Below are 20,777 nucleotides of genomic sequence, written 5' to 3'. Positions count from 1 at the left end.
ACAAAGAGGAGTGCTTTGTGACGCAACAAGCGGACAATTTAATTTGGATTGATCTTGAGATGACAGGTCTCGATCCGGAAACTGACAAAGTCATAGAGATCGCGACCATCGTGACGGATAAAGATCTGAATATTTTAGCGGAGGGGCCAGTTCTGGCGATTCACCAGGATGACGAGACGCTGAAATACATGAATGAGTGGTGTGTCGAGCAGCATGGTAAATCAGGCCTGACGCAGCGCGTTAAAGACAGTGATATTGATGAAAAAGAAGCGAGTCGGCAGACCATTGAGTTTTTGAAACAGTGGGTACCGCAAGGGAAGTCTCCCATGTGTGGTAATACCATCTGCCAGGATCGACGCTTTATGGTTAAGCATATGCCGGAGCTGGAAGCCTACTTCCACTATCGTCATATTGATGTCAGTACCTTGAAAGAGCTGGCGCGTCGTTGGAAGCCGGATATTCTGCCAGGCTTTACCAAGAGCGCAACTCACCTGGCGCTGGATGATATTCGAGAGTCTATCGCCGAGTGTGCCTATTACCGTGAGCACTTCATCGATTTAACCAAAGCAGGGTGAGTGATGAGTCCGCAGCCACTGTTCAGTGTCGACAGCATTAAGGCTATTGAAGCGGCTTACGTACAGCGACAGGGCATGGAGCTGTATGAGTTGATGGAGCGAGCGGGTGCCAGCGCTTTTGCTCAGATTCAGAAGCATACCAATGGAACGGGCGACTGGCTTATCGCAACGGGTGCTGGCAATAATGCGGGTGATGGATTGGTGGTGGCGCGGCTTGCTTTGCAGGCAGGCTTTAATGTCACTCTGTTGGCTTTAAAGCCCTACGCTGAGTTTTCCGGTGATCCTGTTCGTGCCTGGTCGGCCCTACAGCAGCAAGTTCAGAAAACGTCTGCTCACCAGCAGTTTGAGATTGTGCAGCTGGCCGCTTTTGAGGAGCACCAGCAACCTTTTGATGTCGTGGTTGATGCTTTATTGGGGACTGGTGTTGAAGGTGTATTGCGTGAGGATTATCGAGAGGCCATCACTGCCCTCAATCATATCAAGGCGGTCAAGGTGGCGCTGGATATTCCTACAGGGATATATGCTGATTCCGGCGGTGTTGCTGAATACGAAGGGCGGCCGACAGCATTTTGGGCCGATTTAACCGTGAGTTTTGTTGCCCTGAAAACCGGTCAGGCTATGAATGATGCTCTGCAATATCAGGGGAAGCTGGTGCTGGAGTCTTTAGGCGTCAGAGACTCACTATCTTATGGACAGGACGCAGAAGCCTGGAAACTAAGCCTGTCGCAAATACAGTCGTTAATACCGCAACGCAGTATGACGAGCTCAAAGTTTGACTGTGGTCACTTCCTGCTCATCGGCGGCGGAGAGCATTTAGGCGGCGCCGCCATTTTAAGTGCAACTAGCGCCATCAAGACCGGAGCGGGTATGGTCTCCTGTTGGTTATCGCAAGACAATCAAACGGCAGCTCTGGCTTCTTGTCCAGAGGTGATGTGGCGTGGCTTTACTGAGACCGAAGATATGGCTGCCGAGTTGAGTGCGCAGCTAACCCGGTTTCAGGCAATCGCCATTGGCCCGGGTTTGGGACGAGGTGAGACGGCGAGGCGGAGGTTTGAGCAGGTTTTATACACAATTAAGGACAGAGACGTTCCGTTGGTGGTCGATGCCGATGGCTTATATTGGTTGGCTAAAGGCGATTATCAGCTGCCAGCAAATAGTGTGCTCACACCGCATGCAGGGGAAGGGGTCAGGCTTTTGAACGCTCAGGAGCAGGATGTTCTGGCTTCGGGACGGATCGAGCCGCAGTTAAGCGTAGATACAGCTTACGTCGAGCAGAATCGAATAAAAGTCGCCGAAAACCTGGCGCGTAAATATAATAGCATTTGCCTGCTCAAGGGAGCGGCAACCATTATTTCGAATGGTACAGAAACTTATATTACTGCCGGCGCGCACCCGGCCATGTCAACAGCTGGCTTAGGTGATGTGCTGACGGGACTTATGGGCAGTTTATTGGCGCAAGGCGTTGAATTGATGGAAGCGGCTTTGCTGTCGAGTGAGTTACACTTTGCTGCCGGCCAAAGTGCCGCTGGAGCACGAGACCGAGGTGTTTTGGCTTCAGAAGTCAGTGACGAATTGAATGTGTTAATTAATCAGTTGGATAAAGAGTAAATGATAAAACTGAGTGATGAAGCCAAGAGCGAACATAAAGGGACTCACCTGTCCGTTGTTTTGGAGGCAGAAGCCGATACGGTAGCTTTGGGGAGGGCGTTATCAAAAGCTATTTCCGCACCTTTTGTGATTTACCTTTATGGTGAGCTAGGGGCGGGTAAAACGACTCTGGTTCGCGGACTGCTACAGGGCTTTGGACATAGCGGCGCGGTAAAAAGCCCTACCTATACTTTAGTTGAGCCATATGAATTTGATTCATTAAACGTCTATCACTTCGATCTGTACCGTTTGTCTGATCCAGAAGAGTTGGAGTTCATCGGTATTCGTGAGTATCAGGACGACGACTCATTATTAATATTTGAATGGCCGGATAAAGGTGAAGGTATGATTCCAGAGGCTGATTTAATCGCTTCTTTAACTTATGACGGTGAAGCCAGACTTGCTGGATTACAGTTAACCGCGGCAGGGAGTCGAAAGCTTGAGCTCCAAAAAATCCGTGAAACACTAGCCAATACACTTTAAATTGTGCCAAAATCACTAGGGAGCAGTAACTACGGCGTGACAATGATAACAAAACAACTGATCAAACTCTTACTGGCTTCAACCTTATTGCTCGGCTTGACTGCACAGGCTGCGGTCATCAAAAGCATGAGGTTTTGGCAGTCTCCGGAATCAACGCGAGTGGTTTTTGATTTAACCTCGCCCGTTGAGCATGAGCTGTCTGTCCTGAAAAATCCCGATCGAATCGTTATCGATATTCCGGATTCACGAGTAACCGTTGATCTGAGTCAGCTCGATATAAAAAGTGATTTAGTCAAACGGGTGCGCCAAAGCAAACCGCCCCGGGAAGGCGTTTTACGTTTGGTTTTAGACTTAACCAAGAAAGCCGAACCTAATAGTTTCTCCCTCAAACCCTACCAGGAATATGGCGATCGTTTAGTAATCGATTTAGTCGATAAAAAGCGTAAAGTGATTAAGCCGCCGGTCGTTGATGGTAATAGCAACCGTGATATTGTCGTGGCGATTGATGCGGGACATGGAGGGGAGGATCCTGGCGCTCGTGGTCCTACGGGGCAAAAAGAAAAGAATATTACGTTAAAGTTAGCGAAAGAGCTGGCAAAGCAGATAAATGCCGTCAATGGTCTTAAGGCAGTATTGACGCGTAAAACAGACTTTTATTTATCGTTGAGGAAACGAACTGCTATTGCTCGACAGCACCGTGCGGACCTATTTGTATCAATCCATGCTGATAGCTTTAAAAATAGTAAGGCTCGAGGCGCTTCCGTTTGGATTCTATCGACTCGAGGAGCTCGCTCTGAGCTGGCTCGTTGGTTAAGAAAGCAGGAAACAGAGTCCGAGCTGTTAGGGGGGGTTGATACTAACTTAGACTTGTCAGTGTATGAAAAGCCAGTGGCTCAGGTGATTTTGGATTTACAAATGGAACACTCCATACAGGCTAGCCTGACCCTGGGCAAAAGGGTTCATGGGCATATGTCTGGCGTGGCGCCGAAAATGCACAAAAAGCACGTTGAAGAAGCAGGTTTTGTGGTTTTGAAAAATCCCGATATTCCATCCATACTGGTAGAGTCTGGGTTTATATCAAATCCACAGGAAGAGCGCCTGCTGAAAACCTCTGCCTATCGTCGCAAACTGGCGACAGCGGTCAAAAGTGGTATTGTTGAATATTTTAAGCACCATGCGCCAGACGGCACCAAGTTCGCCAACCTGTATCGGAAAAACATCTATCATGTAAAGCGTGGTGATAGCCTGATTAAAGTAGCGCGACGTTTTAATACCAGTGTCAGTAAGATCAAAAAAGTTAATAAAATGACATCGAATACGGTTCGAATTGGTCAGAAGCTGGTTATCCCAAGCAGCTAGTTCAATGCAAATTAAAAAACTTTCTCCACTGTTAGCGAACCAGATTGCTGCCGGTGAGGTCGTTGAACGACCTTCCTCGGTGGTGAAAGAGTTATTAGAGAACGCGGTTGATGCCGGTGCTCAACGAATTCAGGTTGATATAGAACGGGGCGGCACTCGGCTAATCCGGGTGACGGATGATGGTGCAGGCATTGAGCGGACGCAGCTGGAATTAGCGCTGGCACGACATGCCACCAGCAAGATTGAACAAACCCAAGACTTAAAAGCCATTCATACGCTGGGTTTTCGCGGTGAGGCGCTAGCCAGTATCAGCTCCGTAGCAAAGCTGACCTTAAGTTCCAAAGCTCATTCGGCGAATGACGAGACGAGTGGCTGGTCTGCCATTGCCAAAGGACAGGATATGGCAGTTGAGATTCAGCCAAGGGCGATGCCGACAGGCACTATCGTCGAAGTTAGAGACTTATTCTTTAATACCCCGGCTCGACAGAAGTTTTTACGCGCAGAACGCACCGAATACGTTCATATCGAAGAAACCATTAAACGGGTCGCTTTGGCCTCGCCAGGCATAGCTTTTACCCTGAAGCATAACGGCAAAGTGACTAAGCGTATTCCTGCTGCACAATCTGAAGAGCAACAAAAACAACGCGTCGGCTCGATAGTCAGTCATAACTTTTTAGTGGATGCGTTACTGCTCGATACCAGTATTGACAGCTTACACTTATGGGGCTGGCTATCCAGTCCGGAGCGTCATCATAACTCAAATCTCAGCCAGTATGTTTTCGTTAATGGCAGGGCCGTTCGTGATCGTACCCTGAACCATGCTATACGTCAGGCTTATCAGGACTTACTGCCGACGGGTCGGGTCCCAGCTTATGTTTTATACTTGGAGTTAGACGCTGAACAGGTGGATGTGAATGTACACCCGACCAAGCACGAGGTTCGCTTCTCGGATGCTCGTATGGTGCACGATTTTATTACCCGAAGTGTTAGTGAGTGTTTACAGCCTCAGGAAACCATACATGACGCGTCCGAGTTGCGACAAGTCGAAGAAATAAAGGGGCATTATCAACCGCAGACTAATACGCAACGAGACGAATATTACCATCCGCGCTTAGCCGCAGGAGTCAAACAGTCTTCGGCGGACACTGGCAGTATTGGTTCTACGCAACAAGTTGTTCGTGAGCGTCATTATCAGTCTTATGCTCCCAAGTCATCAGCTAAAGCCGGCGATTATATTATGATTGCTGAGCGTTATTTGATGCAGCCGTCTGGTTCTGGCGCGGTATTATTGGATATAAAAAGTTTTTGGCTTCACTATTTGCGGCAGTTACTGGAAAAAGAATGGCAAACGGGAGAGGTCAAGCAGCGACCATTATTGATTCCAGAGCGCCTTGGCGTGCCTGAAAAGCAGCTCACAGAAGAGCAAGTTACACTACTTCAGAGCTTAGGCTTCGATATCAATCAGACCGGACCGCACTCCGTTGCCTTGAGAAGGGTGCCATCGGCTTTACAGCATGTGGCCATTAAGCCCTGGCTGCAACAAGCGCTGTATGACTATGTTCAGCAGGGCTGGGGTGAAGATAAATTGAGGCAGGAGCTGGTGGTGCGTATGGAACAACACTGGTTACCGCAATCTGAGGTTAATTGGTTAGAATTTTTGCAGCCGCATAAATGGCAGGATTCGGAATTTTGTCAACAACTTAGCGTTGATGATATTGCAACTTGGCTGTCATCTCATAAAAAACAGAGTCAGCTACGGCAAACGTATACAGGATCATGTGATTAATGAGTGAAGAGGTTAAGCCCAAAGCTATATTTTTGATGGGGCCAACAGCATCGGGCAAAACGGACTTAGCAATGCGCTTGGTGCAGGACCATCGCTGCGAAATCATCAGTGTTGATTCGGCGATGGTGTACAAAGGTATGGATATAGGATCTGCCAAGCCCTCGCCGCAGGAGCTGGCGCAGGCGCCTCACCGTTTAATCGATATCTGTGATCCCAGTGAACCCTATTCGGCAGCTCAGTTCCGACAGGATGCTCTGCGTGAAATGTTCGATATCACCGAGTCAGGCAAAACGCCTTTATTGGTTGGCGGCACCATGCTCTATTACAAAGCGCTGCTCGAGGGTATGAGTAATTTACCAGATTCGGATCCCAAGGTTCGTAGCACTTTGCAGCGGCGAATGGATAAAGAAGGTTTGAACGTATTACACGATGAGCTCAAACGGGTGGATCCCAAGGCTGCGCAGCGTATTCATGAGAATGATCCCCAAAGAACACTACGTGCGCTGGAAGTTTATTACATTACCGGAAAGCCGTTATCGACATTGCATCAGGAACAGCAGCAGGAAGAGTTTCCTTATGACGTGACGCAGATTGCTCTGGCACCGGAAGACAGGAAGTTTTTACACCAGAGAATCGAGCAGCGTTTTAAGCTGATGATGGAGCAAGGTTTTCTGCAGGAAGTCGAGAGGTTATATCAACGAGGCGACCTGAATTCTGAGTTGCCTGCGATTCGTTCCGTCGGTTACCGCCAGCTATGGCAGTATCTCGAAGGTGAGTTAAGTTTAGAAGAAGCGGTGGAGCGAGGAGTTATTGCCACACGGCAGCTGGCTAAACGCCAGTTTACTTGGCTTCGGAGCTGGCCTAACCTACATTGGGTAAATTCTCAAGCTTCTTTATCTGAGATTTATCAAGACGTGACGCAATTATTAAAATTGCACTAAAGTCATTCTATCTCATTGATATATCTCGATCTCCTTGATTAAATCATGTACACTTCAAAGTGGAATTAGTTCCAATAAGATTTGTAGAAGTAATAAAAGAATATTAGCTTTGGTGTCGAACTTTTAATAAAAAAAGCTAATGCCAAAATGATAAATTTTATAAATAACAGGAGAGAGTAATGTCAAAAGGGCAATCATTACAAGACCCTTTCTTGAACGCACTTCGACGTGAGAAAGTTCCCGTTTCAATCTATTTGGTTAATGGTATAAAGTTACAGGGACAAATTGAGTCATTCGATCAGTTTGTCATCTTGTTGAAAAATACGGTAAGCCAGATGGTTTATAAGCACGCTATATCGACAGTAGTTCCGATTCGCAATGTACGTGGTCATTACCAAAATAATGATAACGGCGGACAGCGTGAAGATCAGGGCAGTCAAAGCGGTATGGGTGGCCCAGGAATGGGTGGTCCTATGTCTGGCGGTAATGGTGGTGGTTATACTGGCGGTCCAATGGGCGGTCTGTAACACTCTACCCTGAATACAGTAAAAAGAATTTTGCTACTTGCTGGCTTATTCCGGCAGGTAGCATTACACTATTCTTTTCCTAAGAGAGATCCAATCTGAGGTTAATGATTGTTTGATCGACACAGTGGTGGCGAGTCCGCCATTCTAGTACACATTGATTTTGACCAAGAAGCCAATCAAGAAGATTTACAGGAATTTGTTGAGCTAGTGCGTTCCGCGGGGCTCAAGGTCATGGATATCGTCACTGCCAAGCGGCATACACCAGATCCTAAATTCTTTATTGGCAAGGGTAAAATCGATGAAATTCTCAGCGCTAAGCAGGCGATCAAAGGAAGTGCCCGTGGTGCAACAGATGCCAATGTCGTCATTTTTAATCACAACTTATCTCCCGCACAAGAACGTAATATTGAGCAGGTAGTTAAATGTCGAGTGATTGACAGAATTGGGTTGATTCTGGATATTTTTGCTCAGCGCGCTTTTACCTTTGAAGGTAAGTTACAGGTAGAGCTAGCCCAGTTGCGACACTTGTCGACCCGGTTGGTGCGAGGCTGGACCCACCTTGAGCGCCAAAAGGGCGGTATCGGTATGCGGGGGCCGGGTGAAACGCAGCTCGAGACCGATAGACGACTGGTGCGCGATCGAATCAAGTATATTGAAAAGCGCCTGGATAAAGTCGGTAAGCAGCGCGAACAGGGAAGACGTTCGCGAAAGCGGGCTAACATTAAAACCGTATCTATCGTCGGTTATACCAATGCCGGCAAGTCTACCTTATTCAACCGGCTGACCGAAGCCAAAGTCTTGGCTGCAGATAAACTGTTCGCGACACTGGATCCGATCTTGCGCAGAGTGTCTCTGCCTCAGGGTAGCGATGTAATTTTGGCCGATACCGTAGGCTTTATTCGTCATTTGCCGCACGAACTGGTGGCAGCTTTCCGGGCGACACTTGAAGAGTCGGTGGAGGCGGATATTCTGTTGCATGTGATTGATGCTGCCAGCGAGCGACGCGATGAGAATATCGAGCAGGTCATGGAAGTTTTGACAGACATCGGTGCAGACGAGATCCGCACTTTAGAAGTGTACAATAAAATTGATATGATTGATGGGGCAGAACCTCGGATCGACAGGGATGGAGACGGGTTGCCTATTCGGGTGTGGACTTCTGCGGTGGAGAATAAAGGTATTGACCTTTTACTTCAGGCAATAGAAGAGCTGGCGGAAGAAAAGCAATTCCAGGCAACACTGAGATTACCACCACAGGAAGGCCGTTTGCGTGGCTTGTTGTACGAACTACAGGCTGTCGAAAACGAAGATAGCGATGGTGATGGCGATATGATTTTAGAGGTCCGTCTGGACGAGTCTGACTGGATTCGCCTCGGACGGCAGTTGGAAAAAGATTTAAACCAGTTCGTGCTGAGTTCGTGATACTATAAGTGTCTGAAGTAGCGATACTGGTTATATGTGGGTGTTTGAGCCCATAATTTGTATAAGCTTGTGAATTCATAGTTTAAAACTGGAGAAGTCTATATGGCCTGGAATGAACCGGGTAATAACAATCAAGACCCATGGGGTAAGAAACGCCCAAATAAAAATGATGATCTGGATGATTTAATCAAAAAAGCTGGCGAGAAAATCGGTGGAATTTTTGGTGGCGGCAGCGGCAAAGGCGGTGGTAATAGTATCGTTATTATCATTGGTCTATTAGTGTTGATAGCCGTTTATTTATTTAAGTCAGCTTATACCGTTAATGAGAAAGAGCAGGCAATTGTATTGACCTTTGGTGAACATACTCGTACCGATAATGCTGGTCTTCATTTTGCTTTCGCACCGGTTCAACAAGTTTATTTTGTTGATGTCGAAAGCATTAAAGATATTGAAGTAGAAGGTTTGATGCTGACCAAAGATGATAATGTTGCAACGGTTAGAGTGAAAGTCCAGTATCGTGTTGATAATGCGCTGGATTATCAGTTTAATGTCGTTGATCCTGTTCAAACGTTAAAACATGCGACGGAAGCTGCGCTGCGTCAAGTAATTGGACATACGCTTTTACAAGATGCCCGTACCAATAAGAAAGAAGCCGTGCGACAAAATGTGCAGAATGAAATCGCTTCTATTCTGAAACCATATAATACTGGTTTGGAAATATTTCGTGTGAATTTGGTTGGTAACGTTGATGTTCCTGCGTCAGTAAAGCCTGCATTTGATGATGCGATTAAGGCAGAAGAGGACCAACGCGCATATAAGGAACAGGGTAATGCTTATCGTAGCCAGAAAATTCCATTGGCAGAAGGTAATGCAGAGAAAGTGATTCAAGAAGCTGAATCCTATCGTGCTCGAGTAGTCGAAAAAGCACACGGTGAAGTGGCTCGATTTAAAGCGCTATTACCGGAATATAATGCCGCGCCGGAAGTAACACGCAAGCGTCTATATCTAGAAACCCTTGAGGAGGTATTAAGCAAAACATCGAAAGTGGTGCTTGATACAGAGGGTGGCAATAACATGACTTACATTCCGTTGGATAAAATTATGCAGCGAAATAAGAGCAACTCGTCTCAATCAAACAATAAGAACCAATAAGGAGGCCAATGATGAATAAGTTAATTAGTACTGTGGTCATTCTTCTGGTCATTTTAGCGGTATTCTGGACCTGTACTTTTAAAGTCAAAGAGTGGGAAACGGCGATTGTTTTGCAGTTTGGTGATATCAAAGTAGATGATAATGGTAAAGCTAAACTATATGGACGCGGCTTACATTTCCGTTGGCCGATTGCTGATAAGGCCATCATTATGGATAAGCGTATCCAAACCTTTGATGGCGAATCTGATCGAATCGCTACCTCTGAACAAAAAGATTTAATCGTTGATAGTTACATTAAGTGGCGTATCAAAGATTTTGGTCAATTTTATCGCAAAACCAATGCTAACCACCGGATCGCGGAAAGCCGTCTTGATGATACGATTGAGAACGCACTGAGGGATGAGTTTGGTCAGCGTACCCGTACACAGGTGGTATCAGGTGAGCGCGAAGAAGTCATGGGGTTGATGCTGAGTGAAACCCAGAAGATCGCTCCGGACTTAGGTATTGAGGTCGTTGATATTCGAGTCAAAACCATTAACCTGCCAAATGAAGTGAGCGAAGCGATTTATAACCGTATGCGTAATGAGCGTGTAAAAATTGCCAACAAGCATCGGGCCGAAGGTGAAAAAGATAAGAGGATCATCTTTGCTGAAACTGATTTTACTGTACAGCAAATTTTAGCAGGAGCTGACAGGAAGGCGCGTGAAATACGAGGTGATGCGGACGCCGAAGCAGCGAAAATTTATGCTGAAACTTATAACCAAAACCCTGAGTTTTATGCTTTCTTACGCAGTTTGGACGCTTACCGTGAGTCGTTTAAAGATTCGGATGACGTGTTAGTGATTAAACCTGAAAGCGAGTTCTTTAAATACTTTAAAGACGCTGAAGGGGTAAATTAATCGCAAGTTATTGATTAAGGCCAGCTTAGCTGGCCTTTTTTAATTGTGCGTAATGTTTTGGTGAAGATGATGGCAGAAGAGTGGTTAATCGCGTTAGGTTTGGTCTTAATTTTGGAAGGTTTGATTCCAACTCTGGCTCCAAAAGCCTGGAAGAAAGCAGTGAGTGAGATGGTAACCAGACCGGATAGTCAATTGCGGCTCATTGGGCTGGTATTGATGCTGTTAGGCATGGGCTGGGTTTTCCTGATTCGTTAATTAAAGTCGAGTATAGATTTTTACGTTAACTTGTTGATCTTGAGCCCGCATAACTGAGTGACATAAATAGTTGTTGGAAATTTGAGCTTTTTTATAAAAAAAGGGGGATTTTCACTGTTATTCTCGGTAAAATGCGCGGTTTGGTGTCCACATAGGACAACGAACGATTCATCTACAAAAGTAGGGTAAGAGTTTAGTAATGGCACAAAGTGTTGTGGTTCTAGGCACCCAATGGGGTGACGAAGGTAAAGGTAAAATTGTTGATTTGTTGACTGAGCAGGCGAGCGCTGTAGTTCGCTACCAAGGTGGTCATAATGCCGGTCATACATTAGTCATTAATGGAGAAAAAACCGTACTCCACTTAATTCCGTCAGGCATCTTAAATGATGATGTGATGTGCTATATCGGTAATGGTGTGGTTCTAGCGCCAGATGCACTGAAAAAAGAAATGGATATGCTAAAAGAGCGTAACGTTCCTGTTGAAGAGCGTTTACGTATCAGTCCTGCGTGTCCGCTGATTCTTCCATACCATGTAGCACTGGATAATGCGCGCGAAGCGGCACGTCATCCTGAAAAGAAAATCGGTACCACTGGCCGTGGTATTGGTCCTGCCTACGAAGACAAAGTGTCTCGTCGTGGTTTACGTGTTGAAGACCTGTTTGATGAAGCGCGTCTTGAAGAAAAGCTTCGTGAAGTAATGGAGCTGCATAATTTCGCGCTAACTCAGTATTATAAGGCTGATGCGATTGATTTCGACGAAACTTTGGCGCTTTGTAAAGAGTATGCTCAGTGGTTAAAGCCAATGGTTGCAGACGTTCCTGCTATCTTGGCGGACATGCGTCGCGACGGTCAAAAGCTGATGTTTGAAGGCGCACAAGGGACTTTATTAGATATCGACCACGGTACTTATCCTTACGTTACTTCTTCTAACACCACGGCTGGTGGTGTTGCCACGGGTGCCGGTGTCGGTCCACGCCATATTGATTACGTTCTTGGTATTACCAAAGCCTACACGACACGTGTTGGTGGCGGTCCATTCCCTACCGAGTTGTTCGATGACGTTGGACACGGTTTAGCCGAACGCGGCAATGAGTTTGGTGCGACAACGGGTCGTGCACGCCGATGCGGTTGGCTCGATGCCGTGGCGTTAAAGCGTGCGGTTGATATCAATAGTGTATCGGGCCTCTGTATGACTAAGCTTGATGTATTAGATGGACTTGAAACAGTTAAGATCGCTACTAAATATCAGTGCCCAGAAAATGGCGAGTTAAAGAATACACCTTGTGGTGCCGAAGATTATGAAAAGCTTAAGCCAGAATATATCGAGCTTCCGGGATGGAAAGAGTCGACTTTCGGCGCTAAGTCAATTGACGACTTGCCGCAGGCCGCACTAGATTTCATCGCTAAAGTTGAAGAGATTGTAGGTGTACCTGTTGATATTATCTCAACAGGTCCTGATCGTGTTGAGACGATCATTAAGCGTCATCCATTTGAAGCCTAAGAGTTAACTTTCTAAGTTATAAAAGCGACCTTCGGGTCGCTTTTTTTGTGTCGGTGGAAAATGTATAGTATCGACTCATTAAAAAAATAATAGGATATAAGCCGTGGCAGCATTAGAAGCTATGGAGATGAAAAGCCAGCGCCTTGGTAATTTAGATGTCCTTCGTGGGGTTGTGATTCTGGCTATCCTCATTATCAATATTAACTATTTTTCGACGCCCAGCCTTATTCGCTATAACCCCTTAGCCTATGGTGAGTTTACCCCACTCGATCAGTGGGTGTGGTTATTTGAGTATGGGCTGATTAAACAACGGTTTATGACCTTGCTGGCGTTACTGTATGGCGTTGGCATTATGCTATTCGTGGCTAAATATGAAAGATTAAAAACCAGCCCGACGAAACCTTTCGTCTTTCGCTCCCTTTTTCTGTTGCTGTTTGGTCTAGCTCACGCCTACTTGATCTGGGATGGCGATATTCTGGTTGCCTATGCATTGTGTGGATTAATTGTCTTGTGGCTTCGAGGATTGGCTGCTGGATGGTTGATAGTGCTTGGGTTGCTCATGGCCGTTGGTGTTGTTTCTCCAGATATGTGGGGTGCGATTCAGGCCATGATACATCCACCAGAGATTCCAGAGCAGTGGAGCCCTGACGCGGTTACTGCACAACAGGCGGCGTTACAGCAGTATCAAGGCTCTTGGTGGGAGTTGACGCCGGACAGAGTTGCGGCAGCTTGGGGCAGACAGTCTTTAGATTTTATTTATTTCACCTTATGGCGCTGTTGCGGACTAATGATGCTCGGTATGGGGCTATGGAAGTTAGGTGCGTTAACATCACCTCGAACGCTTAAGCACTTTGCCGTATGGGGACTATTATTGGGTTTAGTCATATCGCTTGGAGCAACCTGGTGTTTTGTCGATTCAGGTTTTCAATACCTAGTATTTGTTGGTATCAATAGTTTAGGGTTTTATATTGGCAGTATCGTGTTAGCTCTAGGTTATTTAGGTGGAGTCATGCTGTGGGGACAAACTAGCGTTCTAAAACCGCTGCAGAATCTATTGGCGAAAGCCGGACGTATGGCATTTACCCTGTACATTATGCAAAGTGTGATCTGTGGTTGGTTGTTTTATGGCTATGGTTTGGATTTATTTGGACAAGTCAGTCGCAGTGAACTGTGGCTCTATACACTTGCGATTTGGGCTTTCCAGTTATTATTTGTCGTTGTTTGGTTTAAGTATTTCAAACGCGGACCATTAGAAGCCGTTTGGCGTAAAGGTTATGAGTGGGCGGCTAAGTAAAACTGGTTAAATTGATGGGTTACGCTTAGCAAAGCTAACCCATCCTACCTTTTAGTATCCTGAAGTTTTAAGGTTATCAATATTAAAACTAATATGGGGAAGTTCTTAGTTATTGGTCCGAAAGGGTGGAGCCAGTAGGAAGCATCAAATAGCGTTAGCAAAATGGTGTAAGTAATGATGAAGCCAACTTGCACAAAACTACAAAACCTTACCTTCCAAGAAGACAATACCCATACTCCAACTGCTATATCTGCAGTACTACCACAATAAATCAACAGTTCTGCTGTGTTCGGCTCGAAGCCAGCTTCAGTAATAATATTAAAGCCTAGTTCCGGGTAGAAAAAGACAGATGTTAACCCGGTAAAAATCCACAGCGCGGCTAATGTGAGTTTGCTGGTGAGTAATAGAAATTTGACTGATAAGTTCATGGTTAAACTACAGAAATAGGTTTGAAAATCATGAGCCAGAAGATAACCAAAATAGCGCTGAAAGCCGCAGCGCCAAGTAGTGTCCAGTACTTCATAAGTTTCTTAAACTGAAGGAGGGCGTCGCTGTCATGCTCAATGCTTTTTGATAATCCATAAAGTTTGTACTGAATTCGCAATACAGGTATCCAGCATGCTCCGATGAAAATAAACAACCCACTTACCCAGTAAAACCACGGGGAATGGAAAGAGTACCCTAATTTCAGCATGAGGAGGGGGCCGGTAATAATTAATGTGATCACTCCCGGTAATGTGAAAATCCAGTCACCCAATATGACATTTTTAGCTGTTACTTTTATCGCTTCGTGACTATCTGAGCGGTTTGCCATAAACATAAAAAAGGCTAAGCCTGTACCTGTGCCGGCGACCACAACAGCTGATAAAATATGCAGTAATTTAAGGGTTAAGTAGCTGTTCAACAGTCTCTTCCTTATAGTCGAGTTGTAACTTTTCTGCGTAGGGAGCAAAGTCATCTAGCTGATATAATCCAATACACGGTGTCGCACCAGTATCTTTGAGTTCGCCAGCCAACAATTTTCTGGCTATGATTACCGCCGATATGGTCGGAATATAGGGGCCAACACCTTTGTCAGCAAATAGTGTCCAATGTATTTTCTTATTGGTTTTATTATGAGACTTACCGTTTATTTCTACACGCATACCACCAATATCGGTACCCAAAGACTTAAACAGGTTGCTGACTTTTACAATCGGCTTAGTTAGTGGCGCCCAGTTTTTTACTAACCCTATTTTGGTGAAGTAGGCCATCAATACCATAAACCAATGCAAAAAAGGTAATTCGAGTCCAGCTTGAAAGGTTACTGTATTTTTTACTGCGTAATGCTTGGGAAATAGTGCTAAGTCAGGAACATCAATGTTAGCTAACCATCGTTTACCAACGACACCTCCAAAATCTAACTTTCGCGGTGACATCCATCCATAAAGCTCTTCCCATTTACTATTGCTGTAAACTTTAAAAGGGCGGCCGATATAGGACAGAATTCCTCGAATGGTCGCCTCCCCTCTTTCTGCTTTATTGCCAGGAGCTATGGCTATATCAATAGACTCCAATTCTTTGAATTGTCCTTTATAGTGCTCAATGACAGCTGAGGATAGTCCGGGAACTGAACTGGCTCCGCTGACCAATAGCAGATTTTTATCTTTTGCCATTTGATTGAGCTGCTTGATACCGCATACAAAGCTTCGGTCATCGGATAGATCGATATAGTGGGCACCTACATCAAGGCAAGCTTGTGGTACATGTGGCATTTGGCCCTGAAAAGGGCCACTGGTATGTATCACAATATCAGGAGATATCGACTTCAGTTTTTCTTTAAAGGTTGGAGCGTTTATATCTATAACGGTTGTTTTTAAAACTGCGTTAGCTTTGTTTTGAAGCTTATCTCTCAGCAGGTCGGCTTTCTTTTTGTTACGTCCCGTAATATATAAAGTCACTGCTTGAAGATCTAAAAGTTCCTCAACAATTCGTTTACCGAAGTTACCATAACCTCCAAGTATGATGACTTTCTTCATAATTATAGAAAGTTACTTTTAATCCGCGCGGCTCATAAATTTCTTTTCTTCGACGTTAATCTTTACTTTTTCGCCAGTCGAAATATATTCAGGGACCTGAATGGTTAAGCCAGTGGCGAACTCGGCGGGTTTGGTGCGGGCGGTGGCGGAGGCACCTTTGATGGATGGGTCAGTTTGTTCGATGACCATTTCGACGGATTGAGGCAGTTCTAAACCTACAACTTTTTCATCGGCAATCACGACTTTTAAGTCCTGGATTTCATCGGTGATGAATAATAATTCGTCTTCAATATCTTCGCGGTTGAAGGTGTACTGGCTATAGTCTTCGCTGTCCATGAAGATGATGTTGTCACCTTCATCATAAGAGTAGGTTGCCGCACGTTTGGTCAGATCGACCAGAGTCAGTTGGTCATCGCCTTTGAAGGTCTGCTCAACTTTGCTACCTGCTTGAACGTCAGTAAAACGCATTTTGTATAAGGTCGCGGCGCCGCGAGCGCTTGGGCTGCTGACTTCAATATTTTTAACCACTAATAACTTACCGTTATGCTCAACGGCCATGTTTCTTTTGATATCACTAGCTTTTGCCATTGTTCTTTCCTGTAATTTAAGCTGTAGCCATTCTATGAGGAACCGCGGCTATTTGGAATAGTTAAAAACGAAGGAATGTGTAATTGAGCCCCTTTGGAGTTAGCTGAAAAAATTAAAGTTATAGCGTAAATTGGGCAGGGATAGCCCAATTTAGTCAAAACGAAACAGGAGGTTTCGTTTGACGGCGCGTTAGTAACTTTAAGGAGTGAAGGTAGCCCGAAGGGACTAACGACAGGGGTGCCTTTCTTTTGGTTCCTTTTCTTGGGCAAGCAAGAAAAGGAACATAAAAAGAACTATTGAGGATAAGGTTAGCGAGAGCCTATAACGACTTCTTAAAAAACTCGGTCAGATCCTTCTTCAATTTAATCAAATCATGCTCACGAATATACATCATGTGGCCTGACTCGTAGTAAGACATATGAACATTATCTTTAAGCTCTTTCGGTAGTCCCATGTGCGAGAAGGTATACTCTGTGGCAAAGAATGGCGTTGCGAAGTCGTAGTAACCATTACCCACATAAACCTGCATATCTGGGTTACGTAGCATGGCAGCGGTTAACTTGTCACTGATGTCATTACTCTGACGGTTGAAGTCTTCATAGTTCCAGCTTTTAACACCGCCACCCAGAATATGATATGGCAGATCAGATTTATAATTTAACTCTTTTGAGAGATACGTCATTAAGGTTTCAGTGTAGGTACCATGGATCGCCATGTAGCTTGGATCGCGGTAACCACGCTTATTCATGGCATCGAGTTCTGGTGTAGTGAAGCGGCTATCAAGGCGGCCAACGGTTTCGCCTTCATCACGTTTAATATTATGCAGGAAGTCGTTAAGGGTGATTCGTAAATCTTTTTCTAATACCAGATCCACGGACAGGCCGGTAAAGTCGGCAACGCGCTCAGCAATCGCTAATTTTCGACGTGGCTCCAGCTCATCACCCTGTAGCAGTGCTAAGGCATAATCGTTCATGGCGAACTCTTTCGCCTGCTGGATAGAGCCTTGAAGGTCGTTGCTTAAAGTTGCATTGAGTTTTTTATGGTACCAGGCCGCGGCAGTGTAGCTAGGCAACATGGTAATTGGCGCCAGCACACCGTTTTGGTCATTGAAGTCGTCCAGTCGGAAATCCAGTACGCTTGAAATCAGCATGATGCCATTGAAGTAAACACCATGGTTTTGGCCCATATGATAAGCGATACCCGCAGAGCGAGTGGTACCATAGCTTTCACCGACCAAAAATTTAGGTGAGCTCCAGCGTTCGTTGCGAGTCATGTAGAGACGAATAAACTCTGACACGGTGCTGATATCTTCCCACACGCCATGGAAATCTTTATCGCTACCTTTGTCATGAGCGCGGCTATAACCTGTGCCCACCGGATCGATAAACACGATATCGGTGAGATCCAGAAGCGAGTATTCATTGTCGATCATGTTAAAAGGTGGCTTTAATGGAAACCCTTCTTTATCTATCTCGACACGTTTGGGACCCAGAGCTCCCATATGCAGCCAGACTGAGGCTGAACCTGGCCCGCCATTATAGGCAAAAGTTATCGGACGCTTTTTCGGGTTGGCCCCTTTCTTGGTGTACGCAGTGAAGAAAATCGAGCCGATCACTTCATTTTTATCGTTATATACGAAGGAGTTACCGGTGGTTGCTTTGTATTTTATGGTGTCACCACCAACTTTCGTTGAATGTTCGGTGACCACCGTTTTCTCTTCTGGATATGGGTTTGGCGATTTATCTTTCTGTTCGTCGGCTTGTGCCAGTGGCGTTAGCGCCAGGCTGACTGCTAACAGGGCAGAGTAGGCAAGCTGTTTCATGGAGTCTCCCCAATAAAATTTGAGCGGTTTTTACGGAATTGTAGAGGTTATCAAGTTATTAGCGGCGGACAAAGGTGTGAGATGTAAGAAAACATTACTGACAAACATTCTCACAAGGAATGCCGTCGTTATCACCGTCGAGTTTATACAGCTTGCACTGCCGGTAATAAAACTGGGCCTCTGAACAGCTGGTCATTTCTTTGCAATAATACTTTTGACCACACTTTGGGTTTTGCAGTTTTATCGGAGAAATCTTTTTTGGTGTTGAGCTGCCATTATGGCAATGGTAATCGCCGGTTTTGCGGTTGTTATGACAGCCTTCACTATTGGTCCGGCCACCGTGAGCGGCCAGCTGACTGCTGATAAGTAATAAGCAAATTATCAATAACAATTGTCTCAACACTATCTCCGCAAAGAACGACTAACAATTCAGGTTAACCAGTCTTTGCGAAAAAGTATAGCGGGACTTAAGGGGCCGATAGTTGATAAATAGAAACGCTGCCACTCACTTCATTAGCTACAGCTAACAATGGCTGACCATTTGGACTCGTTTCTGCGTCAATAAAGGTCAGTCCTTCAGGCGCCAGATCTCCTACCTTGGTATAGTCTCCTGATAACGAGACCGGGCTGGTATCGTCGTCTATTTCAAACTCCAGATCGAAGTTCCGGTTAATGGTATAGCCAGAAAATTTAGGAGCATGCGGTTGGCCGATGTCGTAGGCCATAATGCCGCCCTGGCGTTCAAGTCCGATAAAAGCATAAGGGCGGCCATTGATTTGGCCAACGGTGATTGCTTCCGGCTCAGAACCTTTGTCGTCAGAACGGTTATCGCCTTTATTTTCAGACTCGTTATTGTTGAAGTTATCGCCATGATGTTCCAGCAGAATTCGGTCGAACTCATCGCCACTGTCATAGACCAGTTCGGCATCGGGTGACCAGATACTGAACGAGCGAGCACCGAAGCTGTAGAGTTTTTCGTAGAGGCCATCGCCGTCCTCATCGCCTAAAACATTGGTGACTTTTAAACGACCAATACCGTCTTTCTGGTAATAGGAATCAATAATGGACGGTGATTTGATAGAAAGTTTTTTCGCGCGAAACTCTTCCGTGTAGCTGATACAACCATCTTCATCGTCGTACTTATGGCCGGCCGCTTTACATTCAGCCTCAGTAGCCTCATAAATATACTCGCGTGCATCGCCTTCGTTTGCACTCAAGATGTAAGTCTTGCCGTTGACCTGATAGCTGGCTAAAGAGTCTGGCTGATAAAGACCGTATAAGTTTTCGTAGCGGCTTAAGTTAATGCCATCTTTATTGCTGACATCAATCGAGTACTGGTTCCAATCTTTATAACCTAACCCTTTTACCGACTTGATAGAGAAGGATTGCAGGTCGACCACGGCCATGGCATTGTTTTCCTGCAGGCTGACAAAGGCTGTGGAATCATCGGGACTTATTGTGATGTATTCTGGTTCCAGATCCTGAGCAACTGTGGTCGTTTGCGGGCAAGCAAATTTAACGCCGGTTGCCATCAGGTTGTCGCGTTGTGAGTTGAAGGCGGTAAAGCCAAGCGTGATTGCTTCGTTAGCAATTCTTGGTGCCGTCATGATGATACTCACTGAGCCTTCAGGATCCTGCTTATAGTCTTTGCTTGGTTCGCCTTCATTCGCAACCAGGACCTTGCTGCCGTCATGAGAGAAGGTGACCATATCCGGTAGTGCGCCAACGGAAACCGCTTTGCTCAATGCTGGTTGCCCACCGCTGAGCGAGTAAAATAGTACAACGCCTTGTTTTTGCTTGTTTTTATTTTCTACTGCTACCGCTAGCGTATTATCGTGAATCGCCAGCGAATTAGGACTGCCCAGCGCAATGTCCTGTTGAGTTGCTGTACTAATAGATATGGGTAGTTCCAGTCGCTGACTGGCGAGGTTACTACCGGTGTAAGGCAGTGATAACTTAGTGGTCGGCATTTTAGACAGCGGAATAATATCAATAGCCTTAGCCGCACCGTTAACCACATACAGCGATTGTCGCTGTTTATCATATGCTAGTACTTCGGCCGCGCCTTCCCCGAATTGGCCGGAGGTGTAACGGGCCACCAGCTCCATTTTCAGCTGGTTGTCCGGATTCGTATAGGAAGACGTAGTTTTACATGCCGAGAGCATGGCGCTGTGAATAGCAAACAAGGCTACTAGTTTGTGCTTTGAAGGGTTCATACTTTCTCTATATTTACCAACAGGTTGGATTAATTATCTGCTTTTTATATGACACTGTGATGACAGCTATGCCGGTTGGTTAGCATCATAGCTCTGAAAAATTTCTTTAGAATATTTTCTTATAAAGGCTTTACAGGCTGAAAATTAGCCTGTAAATTCACAATCGAACTGAACATTTTTAGTCGAAGAGTTTCACGCAAACATGAATTTTAAGACATTAACAGTAGTTGCCGCTAGCAACTCAGTACAACAACGACGTCGCAGCCGAATTATGCCGGCTGGGAATTGTTAG

19 protein-coding genes and 1 pseudogene are annotated in these 20,777 nt (G+C 45.6%); 13 read left to right on the top strand and 7 right to left on the bottom strand.

Translation table 11 applies throughout. The features are described 5' to 3' along the window. Nucleotides 1–17 precede the first annotated feature (17 nt). The 13 genes and pseudogenes from orn (at nucleotide 18) to H7708_RS13490 (ending at nucleotide 13,841) form a co-directional block, all read left to right on the top strand. Nucleotides 18–575, top strand: a complete 558-nt coding sequence (gene orn, locus H7708_RS11285; protein WP_223670889.1) for an oligoribonuclease — start codon at nucleotides 18–20, stop codon at nucleotides 573–575. A 3-nt stretch (nucleotides 576–578) separates the two neighbouring features. Further along, the gene (locus tag H7708_RS11280) at nucleotides 579–2,183 is read left to right on the top strand and encodes an NAD(P)H-hydrate dehydratase (RefSeq protein WP_223670888.1); all 1,605 of its coding nucleotides are present in this window, start codon (nucleotides 579–581) and stop codon (nucleotides 2,181–2,183) included. After that, a complete protein-coding gene (gene tsaE, locus H7708_RS11275; RefSeq protein ID WP_223670887.1) occupies nucleotides 2,184–2,705 on the top strand; it encodes a tRNA (adenosine(37)-N6)-threonylcarbamoyltransferase complex ATPase subunit type 1 TsaE in 522 nt (173 codons plus the stop codon). A 42-nt stretch (nucleotides 2,706–2,747) separates the two neighbouring features. Then, complete coding sequence (locus H7708_RS11270; protein WP_223670886.1) at nucleotides 2,748–4,064, top strand: N-acetylmuramoyl-L-alanine amidase; 1,317 nt, start codon at nucleotides 2,748–2,750, stop codon at nucleotides 4,062–4,064. 4 nt (nucleotides 4,065–4,068) lie between these two features. Beyond that, the gene (gene mutL, locus H7708_RS11265; RefSeq protein WP_223670885.1) at nucleotides 4,069–5,850 is read left to right on the top strand and encodes a DNA mismatch repair endonuclease MutL; all 1,782 of its coding nucleotides are present in this window, start codon (nucleotides 4,069–4,071) and stop codon (nucleotides 5,848–5,850) included. Beyond that, nucleotides 5,850–6,791 carry a tRNA (adenosine(37)-N6)-dimethylallyltransferase MiaA gene (gene miaA, locus H7708_RS11260; RefSeq protein WP_223670884.1) on the top strand — a complete coding sequence of 314 codons (942 nt, stop codon included), beginning with the start codon at nucleotides 5,850–5,852 and terminating at the stop codon, nucleotides 6,789–6,791. The genes mutL and miaA overlap by 1 nt, the downstream gene beginning before the upstream one ends. Before the next feature lie 179 nt (nucleotides 6,792–6,970). Then, nucleotides 6,971–7,312, top strand: a pseudogene (gene hfq / locus H7708_RS11255) (RNA chaperone Hfq); the annotation flags it as partial. Between the two features lie 114 nt (nucleotides 7,313–7,426). Beyond that, nucleotides 7,427–8,740, top strand: a complete 1,314-nt coding sequence (gene hflX / locus H7708_RS11250; protein ID WP_223670882.1) for a ribosome rescue GTPase HflX — start codon at nucleotides 7,427–7,429, stop codon at nucleotides 8,738–8,740. Nucleotides 8,741–8,842: 102 nt separating this feature from the next. After that, nucleotides 8,843–9,892, top strand: a complete 1,050-nt coding sequence (gene hflK, locus H7708_RS11245) for an FtsH protease activity modulator HflK (protein WP_223670881.1) — start codon at nucleotides 8,843–8,845, stop codon at nucleotides 9,890–9,892. Between the two features lie 11 nt (nucleotides 9,893–9,903). Continuing rightward, on the top strand, nucleotides 9,904–10,791 hold the full coding sequence (gene hflC, locus H7708_RS11240) for a protease modulator HflC (protein ID WP_223670880.1): 888 nt from the start codon (nucleotides 9,904–9,906) through the stop codon (nucleotides 10,789–10,791). A 69-nt stretch (nucleotides 10,792–10,860) separates the two neighbouring features. Then, nucleotides 10,861–11,046 carry a DUF2065 domain-containing protein gene (locus H7708_RS11235; RefSeq protein WP_223670879.1) on the top strand — a complete coding sequence of 62 codons (186 nt, stop codon included), beginning with the start codon at nucleotides 10,861–10,863 and terminating at the stop codon, nucleotides 11,044–11,046. A gap of 199 nt (nucleotides 11,047–11,245) precedes the next feature. After that, complete coding sequence (locus H7708_RS11230; protein WP_223670878.1) at nucleotides 11,246–12,547, top strand: adenylosuccinate synthase; 1,302 nt, start codon at nucleotides 11,246–11,248, stop codon at nucleotides 12,545–12,547. A gap of 103 nt (nucleotides 12,548–12,650) precedes the next feature. Beyond that, complete coding sequence (locus H7708_RS13490) at nucleotides 12,651–13,841, top strand: DUF418 domain-containing protein (protein WP_223670877.1); 1,191 nt, start codon at nucleotides 12,651–12,653, stop codon at nucleotides 13,839–13,841. A gap of 44 nt (nucleotides 13,842–13,885) precedes the next feature. Here H7708_RS13490 and H7708_RS13520 read toward each other — a convergent pair whose 3' ends face one another. From H7708_RS13520 to H7708_RS11190, 7 genes are all read right to left on the bottom strand, one after another. Beyond that, nucleotides 13,886–14,269 (bottom strand): DoxX-like family protein, encoded by a 384-nt coding sequence (locus H7708_RS13520; protein WP_223670876.1) that lies wholly within the window; start codon nucleotides 14,267–14,269, stop codon nucleotides 13,886–13,888. A gap of 2 nt (nucleotides 14,270–14,271) precedes the next feature. Then, the gene (locus H7708_RS11215; RefSeq protein WP_223670875.1) at nucleotides 14,272–14,745 is read right to left on the bottom strand and encodes a DUF2269 family protein; all 474 of its coding nucleotides are present in this window, start codon (nucleotides 14,743–14,745) and stop codon (nucleotides 14,272–14,274) included. Beyond that, nucleotides 14,723–15,859: a saccharopine dehydrogenase family protein gene (locus H7708_RS11210; RefSeq protein WP_223670874.1), complete on the bottom strand. Its 1,137-nt coding sequence runs from the start codon at nucleotides 15,857–15,859 to the stop codon at nucleotides 14,723–14,725. The genes H7708_RS11215 and H7708_RS11210 overlap by 23 nt, the downstream gene beginning before the upstream one ends. Before the next feature lie 18 nt (nucleotides 15,860–15,877). Beyond that, nucleotides 15,878–16,447, bottom strand: coding sequence for an elongation factor P-like protein EfpL (efpL, locus tag H7708_RS11205; RefSeq protein WP_223670873.1), 570 nt, complete (start codon nucleotides 16,445–16,447; stop codon nucleotides 15,878–15,880). Between the two features lie 319 nt (nucleotides 16,448–16,766). Further along, nucleotides 16,767–18,269 carry a S10 family peptidase gene (locus tag H7708_RS11200; protein ID WP_223670872.1) on the bottom strand — a complete coding sequence of 501 codons (1,503 nt, stop codon included), beginning with the start codon at nucleotides 18,267–18,269 and terminating at the stop codon, nucleotides 16,767–16,769. Between the two features lie 94 nt (nucleotides 18,270–18,363). Beyond that, nucleotides 18,364–18,669: an excalibur calcium-binding domain-containing protein gene (locus H7708_RS11195; RefSeq protein ID WP_223670871.1), complete on the bottom strand. Its 306-nt coding sequence runs from the start codon at nucleotides 18,667–18,669 to the stop codon at nucleotides 18,364–18,366. A gap of 67 nt (nucleotides 18,670–18,736) precedes the next feature. Further along, nucleotides 18,737–20,485 (bottom strand): choice-of-anchor I family protein, encoded by a 1,749-nt coding sequence (locus H7708_RS11190; protein WP_223670870.1) that lies wholly within the window; start codon nucleotides 20,483–20,485, stop codon nucleotides 18,737–18,739. Between the last annotated feature and the right edge of the window lie 292 nt (nucleotides 20,486–20,777).

Origin of the sequence: Kangiella shandongensis, assembly GCF_020005365.1 — a bacterium.
Taxonomy (GTDB): Bacteria; Pseudomonadota; Gammaproteobacteria; order Enterobacterales; family Kangiellaceae; genus Kangiella; species Kangiella shandongensis.
The sequence above is the reverse complement of the archived record's forward strand: the minus strand, read 5'-3'. Positions and strand labels throughout refer to the sequence as shown.

Excerpts from the sequence above, each read along its gene's own strand:
- miaA (WP_223670884.1), top strand. The coding sequence starts at position 5,850 with ATGAGTGAAGAGGTTAAGCCCAAAGCTATATTTTTGATGGGGCCAACA.
- H7708_RS11190 (WP_223670870.1), bottom strand. The coding sequence starts at position 20,485 with ATGAACCCTTCAAAGCACAAACTAGTAGCCTTGTTTGCTATTCACAGC.
- efpL (WP_223670873.1), bottom strand. The coding sequence starts at position 16,447 with ATGGCAAAAGCTAGTGATATCAAAAGAAACATGGCCGTTGAGCATAAC.
- hflC (WP_223670880.1), top strand. The coding sequence starts at position 9,904 with ATGAATAAGTTAATTAGTACTGTGGTCATTCTTCTGGTCATTTTAGCG.
- mutL (WP_223670885.1), top strand. The coding sequence starts at position 4,069 with ATGCAAATTAAAAAACTTTCTCCACTGTTAGCGAACCAGATTGCTGCC.
- H7708_RS11280 (WP_223670888.1), top strand. The coding sequence starts at position 579 with ATGAGTCCGCAGCCACTGTTCAGTGTCGACAGCATTAAGGCTATTGAA.
- H7708_RS11210 (WP_223670874.1), bottom strand. The coding sequence starts at position 15,859 with ATGAAGAAAGTCATCATACTTGGAGGTTATGGTAACTTCGGTAAACGA.
- tsaE (WP_223670887.1), top strand. The coding sequence starts at position 2,184 with ATGATAAAACTGAGTGATGAAGCCAAGAGCGAACATAAAGGGACTCAC.
- H7708_RS11200 (WP_223670872.1), bottom strand. The coding sequence starts at position 18,269 with ATGAAACAGCTTGCCTACTCTGCCCTGTTAGCAGTCAGCCTGGCGCTA.
- H7708_RS13520 (WP_223670876.1), bottom strand. The coding sequence starts at position 14,269 with ATGAACTTATCAGTCAAATTTCTATTACTCACCAGCAAACTCACATTA.
- H7708_RS11235 (WP_223670879.1), top strand. The coding sequence starts at position 10,861 with ATGGCAGAAGAGTGGTTAATCGCGTTAGGTTTGGTCTTAATTTTGGAA.
- H7708_RS11270 (WP_223670886.1), top strand. The coding sequence starts at position 2,748 with ATGATAACAAAACAACTGATCAAACTCTTACTGGCTTCAACCTTATTG.
- hflK (WP_223670881.1), top strand. The coding sequence starts at position 8,843 with ATGGCCTGGAATGAACCGGGTAATAACAATCAAGACCCATGGGGTAAG.
- H7708_RS11230 (WP_223670878.1), top strand. The coding sequence starts at position 11,246 with ATGGCACAAAGTGTTGTGGTTCTAGGCACCCAATGGGGTGACGAAGGT.